Source organism: Siphonobacter curvatus (assembly GCF_002943425.1).
Taxonomy (GTDB): Bacteria; Bacteroidota; Bacteroidia; order Cytophagales; family Spirosomataceae; genus Siphonobacter; species Siphonobacter curvatus.
The window spans coordinates 1,612,229-1,632,908 of sequence record NZ_PTRA01000001.1; the positions used below are offsets into that span (position 1 = coordinate 1,612,229).

Below are 20,680 nucleotides of genomic sequence, written 5' to 3' on the forward strand. Positions count from 1 at the left end.
ATGGTTTCCCCTGCAAAACAACCGTTTCTACTTCCCAGGCAATAGCCTCGAAAAACACTGAACTGCTGTCAATTTGTCCGATTCATTAAACCTTTTGTCCACTTTCGAAGCTAAACCATTATTTAGGAATTGTTTTTTTGCTCTTGGGTGGAAAGAATCGAGTAAATTTGTGTTCTACCTATTGTTTAACGACCCCAGGTTGGGGGTTTCATTTTAAGTCCACTGAACCGACTTGATTATGAAATCAGCACGTGTACGGGCTGACTAACCACGAATAACGGTGCTTTAGCACATAGCTATGCTTAAACTCATCACCAAAATTTTCGGTACAAAATCCGATCGGGATTTAAAAGAACTCTATCCTTACGTCGGAAAAGTCAATACCGAATTTGCCAAATTAAAAGATCTTTCGGATGACGAACTTCGTCAGCAAACCGCTGATTTGAAGGCAGTCATCAAAGAAAGACTTGCTCCCATTGATCAACAATCCGAAGCGATTCGTCAGCGTATTGATGCGAATCCGGATATGGACATTAATGAAAAAGATTCGCTCTTCAAGCAGATTGATGCCCTCGAAGTACAGTCGGATCAGAAGCTGGAGGACGTATTACTTGAAATCCTGCCCCGGGCTTTCGCGATTGTGAAAGAAACGGGTCGTCGCTATACCGAAAATGGTCAGTTGGTAGTTACGGCTAACCTACATGACCGTTTTGTAGCTTCCAGAAAGTCGAACGTCATTATCGACGGCGATAAAGCAATCTGGAAAAATACCTGGAATGTCATGGGTCAGCCCATCACCTGGAACATGGTGCACTACGATGTACAGCTGATTGGTGGGGTGGTACTGCATCAGGGTAAAATTTCCGAGATGGCTACCGGGGAAGGTAAAACGCTGGTATCAACGTTACCCGCTTTCCTGAATGCCCTGGGCGGAAAAGGCGTACACATTGTAACGGTCAACGATTACCTGGCCAAACGTGACTCCGAGTGGAATGCTCCGCTGTTCGAGTTTCACGGCATGAACGTAGACTGTATCGACCGTCACGAACCTAACACGCATTCGCGTCGTCAGGCGTATCAGGCTGATATTACCTACGGTACCAATAACGAATTTGGTTTCGACTACCTCCGCGATAACATGGCTCGCACACCGGAAGAATTGGTGCAGCGGAAACACCATTACGCCATGGTCGATGAGGTCGATTCTGTATTGATTGACGACGCCCGTACCCCCTTGATCATCAGTGGGCCGATGGTGAAAGACAATGACGTACAGGAATTTGAAATGTTAAATCCCCGGATTGAGCGTCTGGTGGATGAGCAGCAAAAACTCGTACAGGGCTTTCTGACGGAAGCTCGCCGGTTGATCGCTGCGGGGAATACTAAAGAGGGTGGATTGGCTCTGTTCCGGGCACACCGGGGATTGCCGAAATACAAACCGCTGATCAAATACCTCAGTGAGCAGGGCAATCAGGCCATCATGCGGGCTACTGAAAATGACTACTTGCAGGAACAAGGCAAACGGATGCCCGAAGCCGATGCTCCGTTGTACTTCGTCATTGAAGAGAAAAATAACTCCGTAGAACTGACGGAGAAGGGTATCGACGTGATGACCACGAAGAATGAAGATCCTAATTTCTTCATTCTGCCGGATTTGTCGGTAGTCCTGAATCAGGTTGAAAAATCAGATCTTTCTGAAGCAGATAAAATCCACAAGAAAGACGAGATTATCCGCGATTACTCCATCAAGACACAACGGATTCACACGGTTAATCAATTGTTGAAGGCTCATACGCTTTTTGAAATTGACGTGGAATACGTGATCATGGATGGAAAGATCAAGATCGTCGATGAGCAGACGGGCCGGATTATGGAAGGTCGTCGGTACTCGGACGGTTTGCACCAAGCCATTGAAGCCAAGGAACGCGTTAAAGTGGAAGACGCGACGCAAACCTACGCGACGGTTACCTTGCAAAACTACTTCCGGATGTACCATAAACTTTCGGGTATGACGGGTACGGCCGAAACGGAAGCGGGTGAGTTCTGGCAGATTTACAAACTCGATGTAGTAGCCATCCCAACCAACCTGAAAATTGTTCGGAAGGACGAAGAGGATAAGGTATATAAAACCGTTCGGGAGAAATACAATGCCGTTGTTCAGGAAATCGATGAGCTGGTGAAAGCCGGTCGTCCGGTACTGGTGGGTACAACGTCAGTTGAAAACTCGGAAATCCTGAGCCGTTTACTGCGGATGCGGGGTATTCAGCACCAGGTACTGAACGCCAAACAACACCAACGCGAAGCCGAAATCGTGGCATCAGCGGGTCATTCGCGTAACGTAACCATCGCGACCAACATGGCCGGTCGGGGTACAGATATTAAGCTGACGCCTGAATCGAAAGCATCTGGTGGTTTAGCGATTATCGGTACGGAACGTCACGAATCGCGACGGGTTGACCGTCAGTTACGCGGTCGGGCGGGACGTCAGGGTGACCCAGGATCGTCTCAGTTCTTCGTATCGCTGGAAGATAACCTGATGCGTCTGTTCGGTTCCGAACGGATTGCCAAGGTGATGGACCGCATGGGTATGGAAGAAGGAGAGGTAATCCAGCACTCAATGATTACGTCTTCGATTGAGCGAGCTCAGAAGAAAGTAGAGGAAAATAACTTCGGTATCCGGAAGCGTCTGTTGGAATACGACGACGTGATGAACTACCAGCGGGAAGCCATTTACAAACGCCGGAAAAATGCGTTGTTTGGTGACCGTCTGGCTCTGGATATTGCCAATATTACCTACGACGTTTGCGAAGAACTGGTCAACAATAATCCAAGCTTCGAAGAACTTGAATTGCGGGTGATTGAGACCCTTGCTATTCAGTTGCCCTTCACTCGGGATGAATTCCTGCGGATGAAGCCTGAGCAGCGTACGCACCAGCTACACACTGCTGCCGAGACTCACTATCAGGCGAAAGGTGCGGATATCGCTCAACGGATGCGTACGTTCTTCCAGGATCTGTTCGAAGCTAATCAGGGTAATGTTAATGAGCAATCGGTCATTGGATTGCCCTTTACCGATGGGGAGCACGTGATGGGCTTCCAGGTGAATTTCCTGAAAGCATTGAACTCTGAAGGCCGGGAAGTAACCCGTGAAATTGAAAAGAATATTGCTCTGACGGTGATCGACCAGGAATGGAAAGAACACCTCCGCGATATGGATGACTTGAAGCAATCGGTACAAAATGCCGTATTCGAGCAAAAAGATCCTTTGCTGATTTACAAGTTCGAATCGGTTGACCTGTTCAAGCAGTTCATCAATAAAGTCAACTTTGACATTGTTCAGTTGCTCATGCGTTACGATGTGCCTGAGCTGTTTGTTGATCAGCCGCAGGTGCCTCAGCCGCCGCGTCGGCCTGAACCACAGCCCCAGCTACAGACGAGTAAAGACGATGTATCGGGACTGACGGGTGGAAGTGGACCGAGCGTAGAAGAGCTTGAAGAAATGGCTCCTGCCATAGAACGGCCTCGTCAGCAACCCATTCGTGTTCAAAAGATTGAACCTAACCAACGGGTATCGGTTCAGTACATGGACGGTCGCGTAGAGCGGGACGTGAAGTTCAAGAAAGTAGAAGAAGATGTGAAACGTGGCGTATGTGTACTTATTGATTAGTATCGTTTGCTAGCGTTAATAAAAAAGGTCAGTCTCTGGTAGAGGCTGGCCTTTTTCCGTTTCCAGTTTCTTAGGTAAAATCCAATAAAGATAGCGGGACGGGTTATCGGTAGCATTGGCTACGGACGCAAAAATTGGTAGGCTGTGCCTACCGGGCTGGACGATTTCCCGCATGTCATACGGGGCTAATGATAGTGAACCCCTTCGGGGTTGGCGGGTCGGAAAGCAAGCCTGAATGAACTCGGGGAGGTGTGGCCGTTTAACCCCGGAGGGGGGGATTTGATTAGCCATGGGTGCAACTCATGGTTAGCATCGCATTGAATTCCACCTATGGTATAAGGGGTTATTTAGAGTGAACCTCTTAAGGGTTGGGTATGATTGGAAAAGGGCGACTGATGTAGGTTTGGAAATTCGCACCAATTAGATGGTCTGCAGCATCTTTTTAAGGTTGGGTTAGACTTAGAACTAGCATTTTCCTACAACCGATCTGATTAACAGATCATACCTGATTTTACTTCCCCATACAAACTAAAATTTCCCAATTCCTGCTGACATAGGGCTGTCATCGGGCCCTTCTACTTTTACATCCGAACCACAAACCAGCTGAGACGATGGAACTGATTCCGATGTTTTTAAAAGAAATGGAGCAGGAAGCTCAAACCACCCGTAAGATGTTATCCCGTGTACCCGATGATAAATTGGATTGGGCTCCGCACGAACGAAGTATGCCAATGCGAACTCTGGCAACGCATATTGCCGAACTACCTACCTGGGTAACGATGACATTAACGACGGATGAGCTGGACTTTGCTTCCAACCCTTATCAAAAGCAGGAGATCCATACGAATGCAGACCTAATGGCGTTTTTCGAAAAAAGTCTGGAGGATGGGAAGACACAGTTAGTATCCGAAAACGAAGGTATTCTCAACGAACCCTGGACGTTACGAGACGGTGAAACCATCTACAGTATCCGGCCCAGACACGAAGTCATCCGTATGGCTTACAACCAGATCACCCACCATCGGGCTCAGTTAGGCGTATACTTACGTTTGCTGAACATACCAATTCCGGGTAGTTACGGGCCCAGTGCGGATGAGATGAATTTCTAACGAAGAAAACCAGCCTTTGGGTTGGTTTTCTTCGTTTCAGGGGAAATCTTTGGTGAGTATCAGCATTCTTGCGTACCTAACCTCTTACCTGATGAACCACCTGCCTGTCAGCCAGCCGATCCGTTGGCATTACCTCCGTCGTACCGCTCTTTGGTTCGTTGCCCTTTATACCATTCTGTATACGCTCCCACTTACCGATATGGAGGCGATTATTGAGTTGACGGAATGGGTAGGCCCACAGGTGTTACATCTGGATAATGCCAAAAAAATATGGAATACGGGCAGTGGCGATACCTCTTTTTCCTATGCGTACCTGTTTGTACTCAGTTCGTTTTGCTTAGGCATGGCGGTTCTACTGGCGGCAGTAGTTGGACCTCGCCGAAACTATACGTTGTTTTACGTACTCACGCAAACCTTTGTTCGCTATTACCTGGCTTACTTTATGCTTTTTTACGGGTTTGCCAAAGTGTTTGAAGGTCAGTTTATTTCGCCACCACTCATTTCGCTGGAGCAAACCTATGGTAATTCTTCACCCATGGGCATCGTCTGGGTAATGATGGGATTGTCCAAAGTGTATGCCGTTTTTGGAGGATTAGGCGAGGTAGTCGGAGGATTACTACTCTTTTTCCGGCGAACCAAGACCCTGGGAGCCCTCCTGATTGTGGCCGTGATGACCAATGTTGTCATGCTGAATTTCGCCTACGATATTCCGGTGAAGTTATTTTCGAGTTATCTACTCTTGTTGACCTTTTTTGTATTAACACCGGATATTCCCGCCTTGGTGCGACTATTTCTGTTACAACAACCAGCTCAGTTGAATCAGTCGTCACTGGCTTTATCCGGGAAGGGGCAACGTCTCACGCATACGATCGGTAAAACGCTGGTGATCCTGTTTCTAATCATGAAAACCAGTGGCAGCTTCAAGCCCTTTCCGGATGCTGATATTGCTCTGCGGGGTACCTACAAAGCTGAAACCTTTGTCCTGGGAACGGATACGCTGCCGCCCCTTACTACTGATAGCATCCGCTGGCAGAAGCTACTGATTGAGAATAGTTACGGAATTTTATTACGCATGAATAACAAACAGGAATACTATAACACTAAAATCGATGAGCAGAAGAAAACCATTCGCTTTACGAATCAGTATGATTCAACCCAACGATATACGCTGAACTACGTTTGGGCAAAAGATACGTTTCAACTCAGAGGTGAATGGGAAGGAAAGCCCTTGCAGGCCAGCTTCCGGCGTAGAAAAGTAGAGGACTATACGTTGACAGGTCGCGGTTTTCATTGGATCAGCGAATATCCCTATAACCGGTAGTGGTACAGTTTATTTAGATTTTCTGCGATTCCATAGTTCAATTATATGTCACATCGCAAGCCTCATCTACCCACAAAAATCTGTCCGGTTTGTCAGTTACCGTTTAGCTGGCGGAAGAAATGGGAACGCAATTGGGAAGAGGTAGTGTATTGCAGTGACAAATGCCGAATGAATAAATCAACCATTAAACCCAAGTCTGAAAACATATGAAACCTTTCATCTATGTTTTATTACTAATCAGTTTTATAGCTTGCAAAAATAAAGACGCCGACTCGCTGGTAGGGAAGTGGATGACGAGTGGCCAGAATCCCGAGGCCTGGGGCTTTGTATTGGATAAAGAGGGAATCGCTACAGCTTTGCCCGTTAAGGGCGTTCAGTACAAAACCTGGGAACAGGTAGGCAGTAATCTGGTCCTGCACGGTACAAAATCAGAAGAACCGTATACGAACAGCTTTAAGATTCTTTCCCTGAAAGACAACACCCTGGTGGTAGAAGACGAGAACGGTCGGGAACTTACCTTTACCAAAACGTCAGCGATGAACGTCAGTGATCAGGATGAGGAAGCCTGTTATTCCTACACCATGAATCAGGATACTGTTTTTCTGCACCTGACAGCAACGCGTCCACGGGTGACGGGCGATCTAACGTACCAACTTCACGAAAAGGACGCGAATCGTGGTAGTATTCAGGGAAAAATGAAGGGGGATACGCTTTTGGCCGAATATACCTTTAATTCCGAGGGTCGCTCTTCTGTACGCGAAGTGGTTTTCATCAAAAAAGGGGATACGTTGGTAGAAGGATTTGGCCCAGTCCATGATAAAGAAGGTAAGGTAGTTTTTCAAAATCATAAGGACATTACCTTTACGAATGGCCTTACGCTGAAAAAAGTCAATTGCGTGAAATAAGCTTTTAGTGGGATTTTATCATTTTCCAATTCAATTCGAGACAGTCCAGCAGGGCTGTCTTTTTTTCTATCCGCTCATTCGTTTCTTCTGTTAATTTTATGCGTTCATTAGTCAACGCTCATCCATGTCTAACCGCTTTACTACGCAGTGTACGCTTTTCGTGTCCCTGCTGACCACCTCTATTCTATACGGACAAGTTATTCCCATCGAAACGCAGCAAAATGCACTGGTACTCCAAACGGATGCCAGTAAGCGAGTAGGAATTAGCTATTTCGGTCCTCGCCTGCAGCAAACGGCTGAATACGGCTCCATCATCAAGGAAAGTCGCCAGCAGGACGAAAATGCAGGTATTTATAACTCAGCCTATACGCCGAGTGGCTCCTGGAGTTTGTGCGAGCCCGCTATTCGCATTACGCACGCCGATGGCAATACCTCGCTTGAATTACAGTACCAAAGCCACCAAACGCAAAAGCAGGACGATAATGTAAGCCTGACAACGGTAGTACTGAAAGATCCGGCGTACGCGGTTGAGGTTACGCTGTATTACAAAACCTACGCGAAGGAAAATGTAGTGGAGCAATGGAGTACGATTCGCAACCAGGAAAAGGGTACCATTATCCTGCATAAATACGCTTCGGCAAATCTGTACTTCGTTGGGAAGCAGTTTCACCTGACGCATTACCACGGGGGCTGGGCTCACGAAATGAATCCCGAAGAAACGCAGTTAAAAGCCGGTATCCTTTCGCTGGATTCCAAACTGGGTACGCGGGCGAACCTGTTTCAGCCGCCTACGTTTATGCTTTCTTTCGATAAACCCGCTTCGGAAGAAGAAGGCAAAGTACTGCTTGGAACGCTGGGCTGGTCTGGGAATTTCAAGATTGACTTTGAAACGGATACGTACAACAACCTTCGTCTGATTGCGGGCATCAATCCCCACGCGTCGGAGTATCCGCTAACGGCGGGGCAGGAGTTTAAAACGCCTTCGTTTATCTACACGTATTCAGATCACGGAAAGGGTGAGGCCAGCCGCAATCTGCACCGCTGGGCTCGCAAGTACCGGATTCTCGACGGAGAAGGTTCTCGTCTGACGCTCCTTAACAACTGGGAGGCTACCTATTTCGATTTTAACGAGCAGAAACTAACGGGCTTGTTTGCGGATGGGAAGAAACTCGGCGTTGATTTATTTCTGCTCGACGATGGCTGGTTCGCCAACAAGTATCCCCGGAATGGTGACAATGCGGGTTTAGGTGATTGGAAAGAAAACGTCAAGAAATTGCCGCATGGAATCGGTTACCTGGTTAAAGAAGCTCAGAAAGCGGGAGTTAAATTTGGAATTTGGGTAGAGCCGGAAATGGTGAATCCCAAGAGTGAGTTGTACGAGAAACACCCGGAATGGGTGATCAAACAGCCCGCTCGTCCGGAACATTATTTCCGTAATCAGTTGGTCCTGGACTTGTCGAATCCGAAAGTACAAGACTTTGTCTTTGGTGTCTTGGATGATCTGTTTACGAAGAATCCGGATCTGGCGTTCATTAAGTGGGACTGCAATGCGGTAATCTATAACGCTCATTCAGAGTACCTCAAAAGTACTAAACAAGCGGAATCGAAACTATACGTAGATTACGTACTGGGACTTTACAAAGTGCTCGAACGCGTGCGGGCCAAGTACCCGAAAGTGCCAATGATGCTCTGCTCGGGGGGCGGTGGACGCGTGGATTACGAAGCCCTGAAATACTTCACTGAATTCTGGCCAAGTGATAATACCGATCCGCTGGAACGCATCTTCATGCAGTGGGAATACTCGTATTTCTATCCGACGATCGCTCACTGTGACCACGTCACCGACTGGGGTAAACAACCCCTCAAGTATCGGACCGATGTGGCCATGATGGGTAAAATGGGATATGATATTGTGGTCAGCAAGCTCGACGAAAAAGATCTGCAATTCAGCCAGCAATCCGTAGCAACGTACCGCTCCATCAGCGACGTAGTCTGGCACGGCGACCTGTACCGGATGGTGAACCCTCGCGAAAATGACTTTGCTTCGCTCATGTTCGTGAATGGAGACAAGAGTCGTTCGGTGTGGTTCAACTACATGGTAAGCAGTAGATTTGGAGCGGGTTCTGGTCGGGCAGTACCCTTAAAAGGACTTGATCCGAAGAAAAAGTACGCCTTGAAAGAGATCAACTTATACCCCGGCACGCAATCAAAAATTACGAAAGAAGCCGTTTATACGGGCGATTTCCTAATGACCGCAGGCTTTAATCCTGCTGTTAATCTGAATCGTACCAGCGTTATTATTGAGCTGACGGAAGTGAAATAGCCCTTAAAATGACGAGCAAAACAGGCTATCTCTGAGGAGGTAGCCTGTTTTTTTTGTAAAGGGATGCTCCCCGCATGTCATACGGGGGCATTACATTGAACCCCTACGGGGTTTGGCTCCTGTGTTAAAAAATAAATGGAACAGGTTATAAATATTTTTCCGATCTCGTAAACTATTTCACAACTATTTTTATTTACATGTATATACATATATGTTTGTACGCCTATTCATAAGGCTGTAGAAACTATACCTGAATCGAATTGTCTTTAACAAAATATTTTTATGAGTCTCCTCAGTGATTTAGAGTGGCGTTACGCTACTAAAAAAATGAACGGCGTTCCCGTTCCTCAGGAAAAGGTTGATATTATTCTTGAAGCAGCCCGTTTGGCTCCGACGTCTTCGGGTTTGCAGCCCTTTGAAATCCTGGTCATCACGAACCAGGCTTTGAAAGAACAAATCCTGCCGATTGCCAACAACCAAAGTCAGATTGTGGATGCTTCACACGTACTGGTTTTTGCGGCCTGGGATGACCTGGATGCTCAACGTATCAACGATATGTTTCTGCACACGACTCGTGAACGCGGCTTACCCGACGATCGCATGGACAGCTACAAAAACATGTTATTAAGCGTATACGGAGCTAAAACTGCTGAGGAGAACTTCCAGGCAGCTGCTCGTCAGGCGTATATCGCTTTTGGTATTGCCATCGCAGCCGCCGCTGAGCAACGCGTAGATGCGACACCGATGGAAGGCTTCAACGCCGCTGCGTTGGATGAATTACTGAATCTGAAAGAAAAAGGCCTACGTAGTGTAACCTTATTACCCCTGGGCTACCGCGACGAATCAGGCGATTGGTTGGCTCCGATGAAAAAGGTACGGAAGCCGAAAGATCAGTTTATTACGGAACTGAATTAGTTTATGGTTGATAGTTGTTGGTTAATAGTGAGGAAAGCTTATCACTTTTAGAAAGTCTAAAGCTAAAAGTATATGGCTTTCCAAGACTATCCAACTCATCGAAAACCAACAACGAATAAAAAAGCGAGGCGTTTCCAGATTCTGGAAACGCCTCGCTTTTTAACTGAAGAAGTCCTTCATTTTTTCGAAGAACGATTTATCATTTTTCGTTGGACGCGGCTGGAAGTTCGGTGAAGTCCGTAGTCGTTCCAATATGCCTCGTTCTTCTGCGGAGAGTACGCGGGGCGTCCAGACGTTTACGTAAATCAACTGGTCACCCCGGCCGTAGCTGTTCAATTGGGGAATACCCTTGCCTTTCATCCGTAAGATCTTACCGCTTTGCGTACCGGGTTCCAGAGTAATTTTGGCCCGGCCTTCAATCGTCGGGACTTCTAGGGAGGTCCCCAGTGCCGCGTCTACAAAGTTAACGTACAGCTCATGCACGACGTTATTACCGTCGCGTTTCAGGTCGGCATTCTCTTCTTCCTCTACTACAATGAGCAGATCGCCGGGAATACCACCCCGGGGCGGCACGTTACCCTTGCCGCCCATCGACAGTTGCATGCCTTCCGCTACGCCCGCCGGAATCTTGATCGAGATTACCTCTTCGGCCAGCGTACGGCCTTCGCCCATACATACGTCGCACTTGGAATCTACGATTTTCCCTTCGCCGTTACAGGTCGAACAGGTGCTGGCCGTCACCATCTGGCCCAGCATGGTCTGCTGTACTCGGCGAACCTGACCTTGACCGTTACAGGTCGGACAGGTGCGTAAGGACGTACCGTTTTTTGAGCCATTACCACCGCAGGCATTACAGCTGACGTGGCGTTTTACTTTGATTTTCTTTTCAACGCCGTTGGCTACTTCCTGTAAATCAAGTTTGAGCTTGATGCGTAAATCCGAGCCTTTCCGAACGCGTTGTTGCTGACGGCCACCGCCCCCAAAGCCACCGCCGAAGAAGCTGCCAAAAGGACTGCCTTCACCAAAAATATCGCCGAATTGAGAGAAAATATCCTCGGCATTTTGCGGACCTGAGTACCCTCCGCCCATACCCGCGTGACCGAACTGGTCGTAACGGGCTTTTTTGTTGGGATCAGAAAGTACTTCGTAGGCTTCTGCCGCCTCTTTGAATTTATCTTCCGCTTCCGGGTTGTCGGGATTTTTATCGGGGTGATACTTAATCGCCAGTTTCCGGTATGCTTTCTTAATCTCCTCTTCCGTCGAAGACTTGGAGACGCCTAATATTTCGTAATAGTCACGCTTTTGTGCCATCTTTTTTCAATCAAGAAATGAGCGAATGAGGAAAAGAATGAAGTGGGGAAGAATTAATCATTCGCTCATTCGAACTATGATTATACCCCGACCACAACCTTCGCAAAGCGAATCACTTTGTCGCCCAAGTAATATCCTTTTTCTACCTCATCAATTACTTTTCCTTTCAGGTCTTCCGAAGGAGCGGGGAACTGGGTGATGCTTTCGTGCAGATCGGGATCGAAGGCCTGACCTTTCGATTCCATCGGCTTCAATCCTTTGCCGGCTACGGCTTTGGTCAGTTTATTGAAGATCAGCTCAATGCCTTGGGTATCCACTTTGCCATCTTCACCGTAGGTGGCCTGGGCCCGCTCAATATCGTCCAGTACGGGTAAAATGGCTTTGATTACGTTCTCAGAAGCCGTCTTTACCAGTTCGTCTTTTTCCCGCAGCGTACGCTTACGGAAATTGTCGAATTCAGCGACCAGGCGAATGTATTTATCTTTTAGCTCTGCATTCTCAGACTGTAGTTTCTGCTCTGCAGACGGCTGATCCGTCGTTTCAGCTGCTGATCCATTGGTCTCAGCAACGTTGTCAGCCTGGGGAGTTTGTTCGTTCTCTTCGGGTTGCGTAAATTCCGGATTCGTCATGTCTTATGTACTTTTTTACCAGTAAAGTTTCGCAAAATTAGCTTGCCAATGCGGTTTTCGCTGACAGAATGACATTTTACTTTAGAAAGTCAGAAAAGTAAACCGACAAAACCAAAGATTCACATCGTAATACATTCTGTAGATCAGTAGGCTAGGAGCGGTAAACTGAAAAGACACATCGCTGGAATGAATTGAGCCCATCAGCGGTTTACAGGCAAGAACGTACTTTTGCAGTAGCAAGTAAAGGCTTCATCACTTTCTATGACCGTTTCCGACATCATCCAGCAAGAAAACGCGTTGCGTATCAAAGAAATCGCCCGGGATTTGGGCTTCGATTTTTGCGGGATCTCGCGGGCAGATTTTCTGGAAGAGGAAGCCCCCCGCCTGGAAAAATGGCTACGGCTGGGCCGTCACGGGAAAATGCAGTACATGGAAAATCACTTCGACAAACGGCTGGATCCCCGCCTGCTGGTGGAGGGAGCTAAATCAGTCGTATCGCTGCTGTACAATTATTATCCCGAAGAAACCTTACCCGAAGGTGATGAAGATCTGAAGATCGCCAAGTACGCGTACGGCGTCGATTACCACTTTGTCATCAAAGATAAACTCAAGGATTTTTTAAGCCGGATTCAGGAAGAAATCGGGGCAGTAGATGGGCGTTGCTTTGTCGATTCGGCTCCCGTGATGGAAAAAGCCTGGGCCAAACAGGCGGGTTTAGGCTGGATCGGTAAAAACAGTAACCTGATTACCCGCAAGAGCGGTAGTTTCTTTTTTATCGCCGAACTCATCATTGATCTCGACCTGCAACCCGACGGCCCCATGGCAGATTACTGCGGCACCTGCACCCGCTGCATCGATGCCTGTCCCACGGATGCTATCTCCGAACCCTATGGCGTAGACGGTAGCCGTTGCATCAGTTACCTGACCATCGAATTAAAAGAATCCATTCCTGAATCATTTAAAGGACACACGAAAAACTGGGTGTTTGGCTGTGACATTTGTCAGGACGTTTGTCCCTGGAATCGTTTTTCCCAACCCCACCGGGAATCCGCTTTTCACTTACCCGACGAACTCAAAACTTTCCAAGCCCGTGATTGGCAGGAACTTACCGAAGAGACCTTTCGCCGCGTCTTTAAAAAATCGCCACTGAAGCGTGCTAAGTACGAAGGACTTCAGCGAAATGTACTATTTGTAACAGAGTAAAAAATATTCAACTGTAGAAAACTTTCTGCACATTTTCCTACGTAGGTATGCAGGAACGCTATTTTTCACTTACGGTTCACAATTTTTACTCTCACTTCAATCATGAAAAAGTACATTTTTGCTGCTTTCCTGGCAATCGCCATGGTCCGGGGAGCTCAGGCACAGGATAATTTATCTTGGGGCCTTATGGGTGGTGTTTCAATCGCTAAGTTTGGCGGCGGTGGAGCAGGTAACGCCAATTTTAAAACCGGTGGTACGGGCGGTCTATTCATCAACTACAGCATCAACGAACGCTTTGGGGTAGGTGGACAAGCTTTGTATACCCAACTGGGTAGTAAGTTTGGTGGTCTGCCTACGGAAGTACGATTGAATTATCTGCAAATTCCGATCCTGGCTACTTTCTACCTGAACGATCGGGGAGCAGCCTTTCGTCCTAAAATTTTCGCGGGTCCTTATGTCGGATTTCTCCTGGGAGCCCGTAATGAAAATGGGGACAACATCAACGCAAACAAGGATCGTTACACGGCGGCTGATGCCGGTCTGCACTTAGGAGCGGGCTTTAATTACCGTTTGAGCGACCGCGTATGGCTTAATTTCGATGCCCGTTACGGCTTAGGTCTGGTGAATGTAGCCAAGCCCGTATACGGCAGCGGAGACATTAACAACCGGAACATTGGTATCAACCTGGGCGTTAGTTTCCCATTAGGAAAATACCAGCCCAGCACGGGTCGGTTTACGTCCTCCCGTCGATAAGTTTGACGAACGTATAGGTAAAAGAGACGCTCTGCACAAGAGCGTCTCTTTTCGTTTGTAAAGGGGGCTGGTCCACTTTTATTAAAGCTCCAGCATAGGTATCTAAACCTCTGCAAACTATGTTTATTGTCGATCAGCCTACACTGGCCGTATTTTTCTGTTTGATTACGATGCTTTGTTGGGGGTCCTGGAGTAACGGGCAAAAGATTGTCACACAGTCGGCTCCCTTACAGGTATTCTATCGGGATTATGTATACGGAATTGTACTCCTATCGCTGATTCTGGCTTTTACTTTAGGGAGTATCGGCGAGGAAGGCCGCCCCTTTCTGGAAGACATTCAGCAGGCAACGCTTCAAAATCTGGCCCTGGCTTTGGCGGGCGGTATTCTGTTTAATATTGGCAATACGCTGTTAACCGTCGGAATCAATCTCTCCGGAATCGCCATTGCCATGCCCGTCGGTACGGGGCTTTCGATGGCTCTTGGTATTATCGTTAATTACATTGCCAAACCTGATGGGGATTTGACCTTATTGGCCATCGGCGGCGGACTGGTACTGGTTTCCATCGGCATGTGTGCCCTGGCGTATGTGGCCCGGGAAGAAGATAGCGAGGAAAAATCCGATAGTAAAGGTATTTGGGTAGCTCTGGCGGGCGGATTGGTTTCGGGCTTTTTCTTTCTGGTGATTACCAGTTCGATTATTGAAGAACTATCCTTTCCGCAGAAAGATAAACTGACGCCGTATACAGGTCTCGTACTCTTTGCGTTTGGCATATTGCTAAGTAATCCGTTGCTGGAACGCATCCTCGAACGACTCAAGCTGACGGGCGATGATAACGAGACGCCTTACAAAGAAGTACCTCGTCGGGAGCATCTGCTGGGGTTGGCGAGTGGTTTGCTGTGGTGCGTGGGTATGATTACCCTTTTACTAGGTTCGCAGGAAGCAGGCGATGCCATTTCGTACGGGCTTAGTCAGGGGGCAACCGTAGTTTCCGTACTGTGGGGTTTATTCGCCTGGAAAGAATTTAAAGATGCTCCTGCCAAAGCGAATCGATACCTCTGGCTGATGGGAGCATCTTATGTCGTAGGGCTAGCCCTCATTATTATGGCTCGCAGCTCATAGTTTAAGGGTTTGTAAGCGGGCGTACATTTCCAGCATGGCCGCCTGGTCAATTAACGTTTTCCAGGGCTTTTTGCCGATTAGTTCCTTTGCGTCTTTTTCTTCTTTCCAAATTCGTTCCGCATCCTGTTTGAAGAGTTTCAGGTACTGAGGGTCAGCATCAACCTGATACAACTCAATATACCCCCGTAGCAAGACTACATTAAACCAGTAGTGATCCGGAAATTTCTGTTTCCGGAAAAAATGCTGGCGAGCGGCTTTGGCTACCCGTTGAGCTTCCTGCAGGTATTTCTTCTCTTTGGTAAGTTCATACAGCAACACACTTGACTGGAGCATGGTCCCCGTATTGTAGGTGTATATCGCGGAATCGATCTTCATACTGGGCAATTTTACTGCGTCGTAGTATACACCCGAAGGAGCCTGTAAATGCGTATTCGTCCAGCGGTACAGATCCAGAGCTGTATCGAGGTACTTCCGATCTTTTTTGATTTTATAGAGTTGCAGGGCAATTAGGACGCCCGGCCCGTTTGAGCAGGTATTTTTGGTCGTCTTATCGTCTTCTTTCCAGTAGATACCGCCGCCACCGGCCTGATCGTAGCCCGTCATCATAAAGCGATAAATCAACTCGGCCGTATCGAGATAGGATTTCTGTTTGGTTCGCTGATACGCATCCAGACAGGCTATGGCAATCCATTGATTATCATCGAAAAACCGCGTATCGATCTTCTCCTTGGTCACGTAAGCCTGGTACCCCGGTGCTGGCGGATTTTCGTTGTAATACTGCTGGATGGTTTTCAGGACTGGACCGAGGTAGGACTGTTTCGGCTCCAGTACTTCCATTTCATTGGCGGCCTGAACCAAAGCACACAAGGGCCAGAGGTACGAATGCGGCTTTTCATTATGAGCCGCGTCGTTGGTCTCCTTATATAAGGCCGAAGCGGGGTCGTAGAAGACGGTTTGAATGTTTTCCTGAATGCGGTGCAGGCGTTCAGTCTGGGCCTGAAGAGTACCGGCTAGCGACAACAGGCCGGCCAGCGTGAAGACTATTTTTTTCATACTTAGGTTTAAAGGGTTTCCTTCTGTATGAGATAGTAATGACAGGGACCGGATAACTCTGCTTTGGTGAAGAAAACTTAGAGACTTGCCAGTTTCTCACTTTCCAGGTTCAGAAATTCCTGGAAACGTTCATGAATGTTTTGATAAATCCCTACCCAGCGTTTCCCTTCTTCGGTTAATACGGCCCCGCCACCGCGTTCGCCGCCCGCTTGGGTACTCACCAGCGGACTAGGGGCCTGCTTGTTGACTGACTGAATCAGATCCCAGGCTCGTTTGTACGACATCCCCAGGGCTTTGGCCGAGGCCGAAATGGAGCCCGTCCGTTCGATTTGTTCCAGTAAACGCAACTTGCCAATGCCGATAAAACGGTCTTCGCCTTCAATCCAGATGCGGCCATTTAGTTTGAATGCCATTGTGAGTAAATAAATTAACGGTGGTAATGCTGGGACGAAAGTACAGCTGGAGGAAGATACTATGTCTTAAAAATGAAACTTCCCAATCGTTTGTAAGCGATCGGGAAGTTTTTAAAACTCTAATTCGGGCCGATTTTACACGGGTACTGCCGGTGTGGCCAATTTTCGCTGGACCATCTGATTGACGAAGTACATCATCACAATGGCCAGAATGGAACCGGCAATGACTACGTAACTCAGTCGGTCGTAATGCTCGATGTAACCCGAGGGCGTTTCCGAGACAATGAATCCGGCGGCAGCGGCGGCCAGCCCACCAGCCATTTGCTGCACCGAAGCATTAATGCTCATAAACGCTCCGCGGTCCTGCGGCTTGGGAATAGCCGTCATCAAAGCTGAGGAAGAAATGATACGGGACGTGATGCCCATGAAAAGAAAGACGTTGATAACAATGACAATCCAGATCGGGGTAGGGCCTAGGTTTCCATAAATCCCCGTCATGATCATTGACAGGATCGATCCGATTACAAACAAACGGTACTTGCCAATGACATCGCTGTATTTCCCAATAAGCGGCCCGGCAATCATTGAGCTGATCCCCGTTACGATGTAGACCATCGGAAGTTTATCAAACGGAATTTTCAGGTTATGGACACTGAACGCACTGCCAAAGGGCATTAGCATGTAGCCGCCCATCGCCAGTAAGGTCGTCGTAGCGAAAGCCAGCAGGTAGTTGGACTGCGAAAGCGTTTGACCCAAGTGCTTGAAGGCGTTATGCTCCGTATTAAGTCCCAGGTGTTTGTCGATGGGCTTTAGATACACCAAAATCAGAATGCCGATGATGATACAGAAAAGTACAATCATCGTAAAGGGCGAATGCCAGCCAAATTCATTAGCTAAATACAATCCAATGGGGATGCCCAGTACCTGACTGGTAGCAAAGGCCATTTGCACAAAACCCATCACGCGACCCCGTACTTCAAGGGCAAACAAATCGGTAATGATAGCCGAGCAAATCGAACCAATAACGCCGCCGAACAAACCCGTAAAAATGCGGGCAAAGAGCAGAAAGTGAAAATCCGTCGCGATGCTGCACAAAAAGGTACCGAGCGTAAAACCCGTATAGAAAAACAGGAGCAGCTTTTTGCGGTCAAAATTGTCAGCGAAGCCCGCCGCCAGCAGTCCTGAAGCTCCGGCACTGAAGGCGTACGCCGACACAACCCAGCCAAACTGTACAGGGGTGATGTGTAAGGTTGGCATCAGGATGGCTCCGAGCGGCGAAAGAACCATGAAATCCAGAATAATGGTAAACTGTAAAATGGCCAGTACGGCGATGACGAAGCCTTCGTAGCGGGTAAAACGTGCGGAAGATGCCATGAATTGAGTTAGGAAGAGAAAAAGGATAATGGTTTACAAGAGTAGTTCTACGCGAACGACACCCGCATAACCCTAAGGTTTAAGTGCTTTTAAAACTAATTCCAGAGCCTGTAGAAGAACCGACTCCGTGAGCTGAAACGCCGGGTGGTTAGGGAAGCTCCGGCCCTGAACATGAAATTTCACCAGTTGATACAAGGGCGAAAAAGCTACTGACCAGTAGACTTCGAACGGGAGACTAACCAGTTCATTGCGGGCAATATTGTTTCGTACAAACTGACCTAGCTTTTGGTGAAACTCCGGTCCCAGTAATTCGCTAGCCCGCTGATGGTACGGTGAATGACGAATTTGTTCCATGAACAGCGAGGCCATCGGGTTTTCCAGACAAAAGCGAGCCCGATTCAGCCATTGAATCCGCAATCCTTCCGCAAAGGACATGTCAGGATTGAAATGCTCCAGCGTAGCGATCATCATACGACGGTTTTCTTCCACGCTCAGCTGGACAATCAGATCATCCCGATCATGATAGTAAATGTACAGCGTGGCTGGAGAGACATTGGCGGCCTTAGCCAGGCGTTGCATACTCAAGCCATCCAGACCGCTTTCCACAATCATGGTAATGGCCTTTTCGCGAATGGCCTGTTCTTTAGTTTCGTCTTTGTACCTCATTTTGTTAGCAAATAAATGAACGTTTGTTTATTTATACAATAGCAGACGAATCCTTTTCTTGACACTAGGGTCGAATGAGGTAAGCATGCCGCACTAGTGGGTGGAATTTCTATACTTGGCAAGAACTTAGCAATCGTCTATTCGCAAACGGTTGGGGCATTGTAAAAACAACATGTTTTAAATGGTGCCCTGTTTATCAGTGGTTTACGTAAATTGATTTTTCATTGATTGGTAAACGTTTGTAGCGTTTTGGCTCGCTTGAGGTATGGCTTTTTCAACAGAAAAGGTACAACCCAACGTAAAGAACTAAAAACATGGAACAGAAACTGCAAGGTAAGAAAGTAGCAATCCTGGTAACGGATGGCTTCGAGCAAGTAGAGTTAACGGAACCCCAACAAGCATTGATTGATGCCGGGGCTGAAACCAAAATAATCTCTCCGAAAGACAAAGAAGTAAAAGGATGGGATCACACGGATTGGGGCGATACGTTCAACGTAGATGTACCGCTGTCACAAGCTAATCCCGAGGATTACGACGCCCTATTATTACCCGGTGGTGTGATGAATCCTGACTCACTGCGGATGGAAACAGACGCAGTCGCATTTGTCGAACACTTCTTTGAAAGTGGTAAGCCCGTGGCCGCTATTTGTCACGCTCCGATCATGCTGATTGAAGCAGACGTAGTAGAAGGCCGTAAACTGACCTCCTATCCCTCACTGAAAACGGATTTAATCAATGCCGGTGCTGAATGGGTAGATGAAGAAGTGGTTACCGACAACGGTTTGGTAACCAGCCGTAAACCCGATGACATTCCTGCCTTCAACGCAAAAATGATTGAAGAAATCGCGGAAGGTCAACACGCACCAGCGTAAATAGGCGGTAGGAGATCATATCGCTAACAATTAAAACATTTACGCTTAGTGTATTTTACATAAAACGTAGATGGAATAGTATTTTTGATATACATCATAGTAACTAAGAGGTGTGAAACGATTCCAATTCGTTCGGATCTCATTAACCTAGAAAGACTATGGAAAATCAGCAAAATCAATCTGGTCAGCAACAAGGTTCTGACGAGAATCAAACGAATCGTAACCAAAATCAGGGCAATCAGCAAGCTCAGCAGGCGGGTCAAAATCAGTCACAGCAGGGAGCTGAGCCTAACCGCGGTAGTGGTAATCAGAGCGGCCGTGGTGCAGGTAATGGTGGAATTGGCACGGGTGAGTACGAAGGTACTGACCAAAATAATGAAACGCCGCAACGCGATTCCTATACACAGGAAGAACGTACAAGTCGGTTATAGTGCTTAGACGATAGATGAAAAAAGACCTCCTGTTCGTAAACAGGAGGTCTTTTTTGTAATAATTTGTATTAAGCCGATTTCGGACGAAAGGCTTTAATCACCGCTTCATTCGTTTGTAGAAACGGACCGTCGATCAAATCAATGCAATACGGAATAGCGGGAAACACCGCATCTAGACATTGCCGAATAGCCGAGGGCTTGCCGGGCAAATTAACGATCAGACACGCCCCACGAATACCCGCCGTTTGTCGGGAAAGGATGGCCGTCGGTACGTATTCCAGACTCACTTTCCGCATCAGTTCCCCAAAACCGGGCATCATTTTCTGACAGACGGCTTCGGTAGCTTCCGGCGTTACGTCGCGGGGAGCGGGACCCGTACCCCCCGAGGTAACCACCAGACAGCAGCCCTCCTGATCGGCCAATTCAATAAGCGTCTGGGAAATGAGCTCCTGTTCATCGGGAATGACCCGATACACGGGTTCCCAGTCATTAACCAGATACTCCGTCAGCGTCGAGAGAATAGCTTTCCCCGGAATGTCTTCGTAAATACCCGCACTGGCCCGGTCCGAAACATTGATGATTCCTATTTTAATCGGCTTCATACAGTCAGTACG

19 protein-coding genes are annotated in these 20,680 nt (G+C 47.7%); 12 read left to right on the forward strand and 7 right to left on the reverse strand.

The annotated features are described in order from the left end of the window. Window positions 1-298 precede the first annotated feature (298 nt). The 7 genes from secA to C5O19_RS06560 all read left to right on the forward strand — a co-directional run bounded on the left by secA (window position 299) and on the right by C5O19_RS06560 (window position 10,240). On the forward strand, window positions 299-3,667 hold the full coding sequence (secA, locus tag C5O19_RS06525; protein ID WP_104710688.1) for a preprotein translocase subunit SecA: 3,369 nt from the start codon (window positions 299-301) through the stop codon (window positions 3,665-3,667). A gap of 611 nt (window positions 3,668-4,278) precedes the next feature. Further along, window positions 4,279-4,776, forward strand: coding sequence for a DinB family protein (locus C5O19_RS06535; RefSeq protein WP_104710692.1), 498 nt, complete (start codon window positions 4,279-4,281; stop codon window positions 4,774-4,776). A gap of 91 nt (window positions 4,777-4,867) precedes the next feature. Continuing rightward, a complete protein-coding gene (locus tag C5O19_RS06540; protein ID WP_133163315.1) occupies window positions 4,868-6,097 on the forward strand; it encodes a hypothetical protein in 1,230 nt (409 codons plus the stop codon). Between the two features lie 45 nt (window positions 6,098-6,142). Then, window positions 6,143-6,307 (forward strand): DUF2256 domain-containing protein, encoded by a 165-nt coding sequence (locus C5O19_RS06545; protein ID WP_094813828.1) that lies wholly within the window; start codon window positions 6,143-6,145, stop codon window positions 6,305-6,307. Further along, window positions 6,304-7,002 carry a lipocalin family protein gene (locus C5O19_RS06550; RefSeq protein ID WP_104710696.1) on the forward strand — a complete coding sequence of 233 codons (699 nt, stop codon included), beginning with the start codon at window positions 6,304-6,306 and terminating at the stop codon, window positions 7,000-7,002. Before C5O19_RS06545 ends, C5O19_RS06550 begins: the two co-directional genes overlap by 4 nt. Before the next feature lie 124 nt (window positions 7,003-7,126). Continuing rightward, window positions 7,127-9,325, forward strand: a complete 2,199-nt coding sequence (locus tag C5O19_RS06555; RefSeq protein ID WP_104710698.1) for an alpha-galactosidase — start codon at window positions 7,127-7,129, stop codon at window positions 9,323-9,325. 282 nt (window positions 9,326-9,607) lie between these two features. Then, window positions 9,608-10,240: a nitroreductase family protein gene (locus C5O19_RS06560; protein ID WP_104710700.1), complete on the forward strand. Its 633-nt coding sequence runs from the start codon at window positions 9,608-9,610 to the stop codon at window positions 10,238-10,240. A 159-nt stretch (window positions 10,241-10,399) separates the two neighbouring features. Here C5O19_RS06560 and dnaJ read toward each other — a convergent pair whose 3' ends face one another. Continuing rightward, on the reverse strand, window positions 10,400-11,551 hold the full coding sequence (gene dnaJ / locus C5O19_RS06565; RefSeq protein ID WP_094813836.1) for a molecular chaperone DnaJ: 1,152 nt from the start codon (window positions 11,549-11,551) through the stop codon (window positions 10,400-10,402). A gap of 80 nt (window positions 11,552-11,631) precedes the next feature. Next, on the reverse strand, window positions 11,632-12,180 hold the full coding sequence (locus tag C5O19_RS06570) for a nucleotide exchange factor GrpE (protein WP_102200623.1): 549 nt from the start codon (window positions 12,178-12,180) through the stop codon (window positions 11,632-11,634). 261 nt (window positions 12,181-12,441) lie between these two features. Between C5O19_RS06570 and queG the strand changes: the two genes are divergently transcribed. From queG to C5O19_RS06585, 3 genes are all read left to right on the forward strand, one after another. After that, the gene (gene queG / locus C5O19_RS06575; protein ID WP_104710702.1) at window positions 12,442-13,383 is read left to right on the forward strand and encodes a tRNA epoxyqueuosine(34) reductase QueG; all 942 of its coding nucleotides are present in this window, start codon (window positions 12,442-12,444) and stop codon (window positions 13,381-13,383) included. Between the two features lie 102 nt (window positions 13,384-13,485). Then, a complete protein-coding gene (locus tag C5O19_RS06580) occupies window positions 13,486-14,136 on the forward strand; it encodes a porin family protein (protein ID WP_104710704.1) in 651 nt (216 codons plus the stop codon). A gap of 119 nt (window positions 14,137-14,255) precedes the next feature. Further along, the gene (locus C5O19_RS06585) at window positions 14,256-15,257 is read left to right on the forward strand and encodes a GRP family sugar transporter (protein ID WP_104710705.1); all 1,002 of its coding nucleotides are present in this window, start codon (window positions 14,256-14,258) and stop codon (window positions 15,255-15,257) included. Here the strand turns inward: C5O19_RS06585 and C5O19_RS06590 are convergent. From C5O19_RS06590 to C5O19_RS06605, 4 genes are all read right to left on the reverse strand, one after another. Continuing rightward, window positions 15,252-16,310 (reverse strand): glycoside hydrolase family 76 protein, encoded by a 1,059-nt coding sequence (locus C5O19_RS06590; RefSeq protein WP_104710707.1) that lies wholly within the window; start codon window positions 16,308-16,310, stop codon window positions 15,252-15,254. The genes C5O19_RS06585 and C5O19_RS06590 overlap by 6 nt on opposite strands. 77 nt (window positions 16,311-16,387) lie before the next feature. Further along, a complete protein-coding gene (locus C5O19_RS06595; protein ID WP_104710708.1) occupies window positions 16,388-16,723 on the reverse strand; it encodes a winged helix-turn-helix domain-containing protein in 336 nt (111 codons plus the stop codon). A gap of 135 nt (window positions 16,724-16,858) precedes the next feature. Continuing rightward, window positions 16,859-18,097: an MFS transporter gene (locus C5O19_RS06600; RefSeq protein ID WP_104710710.1), complete on the reverse strand. Its 1,239-nt coding sequence runs from the start codon at window positions 18,095-18,097 to the stop codon at window positions 16,859-16,861. Window positions 18,098-18,169: 72 nt separating this feature from the next. Then, window positions 18,170-18,763, reverse strand: coding sequence for a TetR/AcrR family transcriptional regulator (locus tag C5O19_RS06605; protein ID WP_104710712.1), 594 nt, complete (start codon window positions 18,761-18,763; stop codon window positions 18,170-18,172). 314 nt (window positions 18,764-19,077) lie between these two features. On the opposite strand from C5O19_RS06605, the gene C5O19_RS06610 reads away from it, so the two are divergent. Together C5O19_RS06610 and C5O19_RS06615 are read left to right on the forward strand one after the other, a co-directional pair. After that, on the forward strand, window positions 19,078-19,635 hold the full coding sequence (locus C5O19_RS06610) for a type 1 glutamine amidotransferase domain-containing protein (RefSeq protein ID WP_104710714.1): 558 nt from the start codon (window positions 19,078-19,080) through the stop codon (window positions 19,633-19,635). A gap of 158 nt (window positions 19,636-19,793) precedes the next feature. Then, window positions 19,794-20,066 (forward strand): hypothetical protein, encoded by a 273-nt coding sequence (locus tag C5O19_RS06615; RefSeq protein WP_104710717.1) that lies wholly within the window; start codon window positions 19,794-19,796, stop codon window positions 20,064-20,066. A gap of 68 nt (window positions 20,067-20,134) precedes the next feature. Here C5O19_RS06615 and mog read toward each other — a convergent pair whose 3' ends face one another. Continuing rightward, the gene (gene mog / locus C5O19_RS06620; protein ID WP_104710719.1) at window positions 20,135-20,668 is read right to left on the reverse strand and encodes a molybdopterin adenylyltransferase; all 534 of its coding nucleotides are present in this window, start codon (window positions 20,666-20,668) and stop codon (window positions 20,135-20,137) included. Between the last annotated feature and the right edge of the window lie 12 nt (window positions 20,669-20,680).

What these genes read in the sequence shown, in the direction of transcription:
- C5O19_RS06610 (WP_104710714.1), top strand. Translation starts at nt 19,078, where the DNA reads ATGGAACAGAAACTGCAAGGTAAGAAAGTAGCAATCCTGGTAACGGAT.
- C5O19_RS06555 (WP_104710698.1), top strand. Translation starts at nt 7,127, where the DNA reads ATGTCTAACCGCTTTACTACGCAGTGTACGCTTTTCGTGTCCCTGCTG.
- C5O19_RS06615 (WP_104710717.1), top strand. Translation starts at nt 19,794, where the DNA reads ATGGAAAATCAGCAAAATCAATCTGGTCAGCAACAAGGTTCTGACGAG.
- C5O19_RS06600 (WP_104710710.1), bottom strand. Translation starts at nt 18,097, where the DNA reads ATGGCATCTTCCGCACGTTTTACCCGCTACGAAGGCTTCGTCATCGCC.
- secA (WP_104710688.1), top strand. Translation starts at nt 299, where the DNA reads ATGCTTAAACTCATCACCAAAATTTTCGGTACAAAATCCGATCGGGAT.
- C5O19_RS06595 (WP_104710708.1), bottom strand. Translation starts at nt 16,723, where the DNA reads ATGGCATTCAAACTAAATGGCCGCATCTGGATTGAAGGCGAAGACCGT.
- mog (WP_104710719.1), bottom strand. Translation starts at nt 20,668, where the DNA reads ATGAAGCCGATTAAAATAGGAATCATCAATGTTTCGGACCGGGCCAGT.
- C5O19_RS06605 (WP_104710712.1), bottom strand. Translation starts at nt 18,763, where the DNA reads ATGAGGTACAAAGACGAAACTAAAGAACAGGCCATTCGCGAAAAGGCC.
- C5O19_RS06535 (WP_104710692.1), top strand. Translation starts at nt 4,279, where the DNA reads ATGGAACTGATTCCGATGTTTTTAAAAGAAATGGAGCAGGAAGCTCAA.
- queG (WP_104710702.1), top strand. Translation starts at nt 12,442, where the DNA reads ATGACCGTTTCCGACATCATCCAGCAAGAAAACGCGTTGCGTATCAAA.
- C5O19_RS06570 (WP_102200623.1), bottom strand. Translation starts at nt 12,180, where the DNA reads ATGACGAATCCGGAATTTACGCAACCCGAAGAGAACGAACAAACTCCC.
- C5O19_RS06550 (WP_104710696.1), top strand. Translation starts at nt 6,304, where the DNA reads ATGAAACCTTTCATCTATGTTTTATTACTAATCAGTTTTATAGCTTGC.
- C5O19_RS06585 (WP_104710705.1), top strand. Translation starts at nt 14,256, where the DNA reads ATGTTTATTGTCGATCAGCCTACACTGGCCGTATTTTTCTGTTTGATT.
- C5O19_RS06590 (WP_104710707.1), bottom strand. Translation starts at nt 16,310, where the DNA reads ATGAAAAAAATAGTCTTCACGCTGGCCGGCCTGTTGTCGCTAGCCGGT.
- C5O19_RS06540 (WP_133163315.1), top strand. Translation starts at nt 4,868, where the DNA reads ATGAACCACCTGCCTGTCAGCCAGCCGATCCGTTGGCATTACCTCCGT.
- dnaJ (WP_094813836.1), bottom strand. Translation starts at nt 11,551, where the DNA reads ATGGCACAAAAGCGTGACTATTACGAAATATTAGGCGTCTCCAAGTCT.
- C5O19_RS06580 (WP_104710704.1), top strand. Translation starts at nt 13,486, where the DNA reads ATGAAAAAGTACATTTTTGCTGCTTTCCTGGCAATCGCCATGGTCCGG.
- C5O19_RS06560 (WP_104710700.1), top strand. Translation starts at nt 9,608, where the DNA reads ATGAGTCTCCTCAGTGATTTAGAGTGGCGTTACGCTACTAAAAAAATG.
- C5O19_RS06545 (WP_094813828.1), top strand. Translation starts at nt 6,143, where the DNA reads ATGTCACATCGCAAGCCTCATCTACCCACAAAAATCTGTCCGGTTTGT.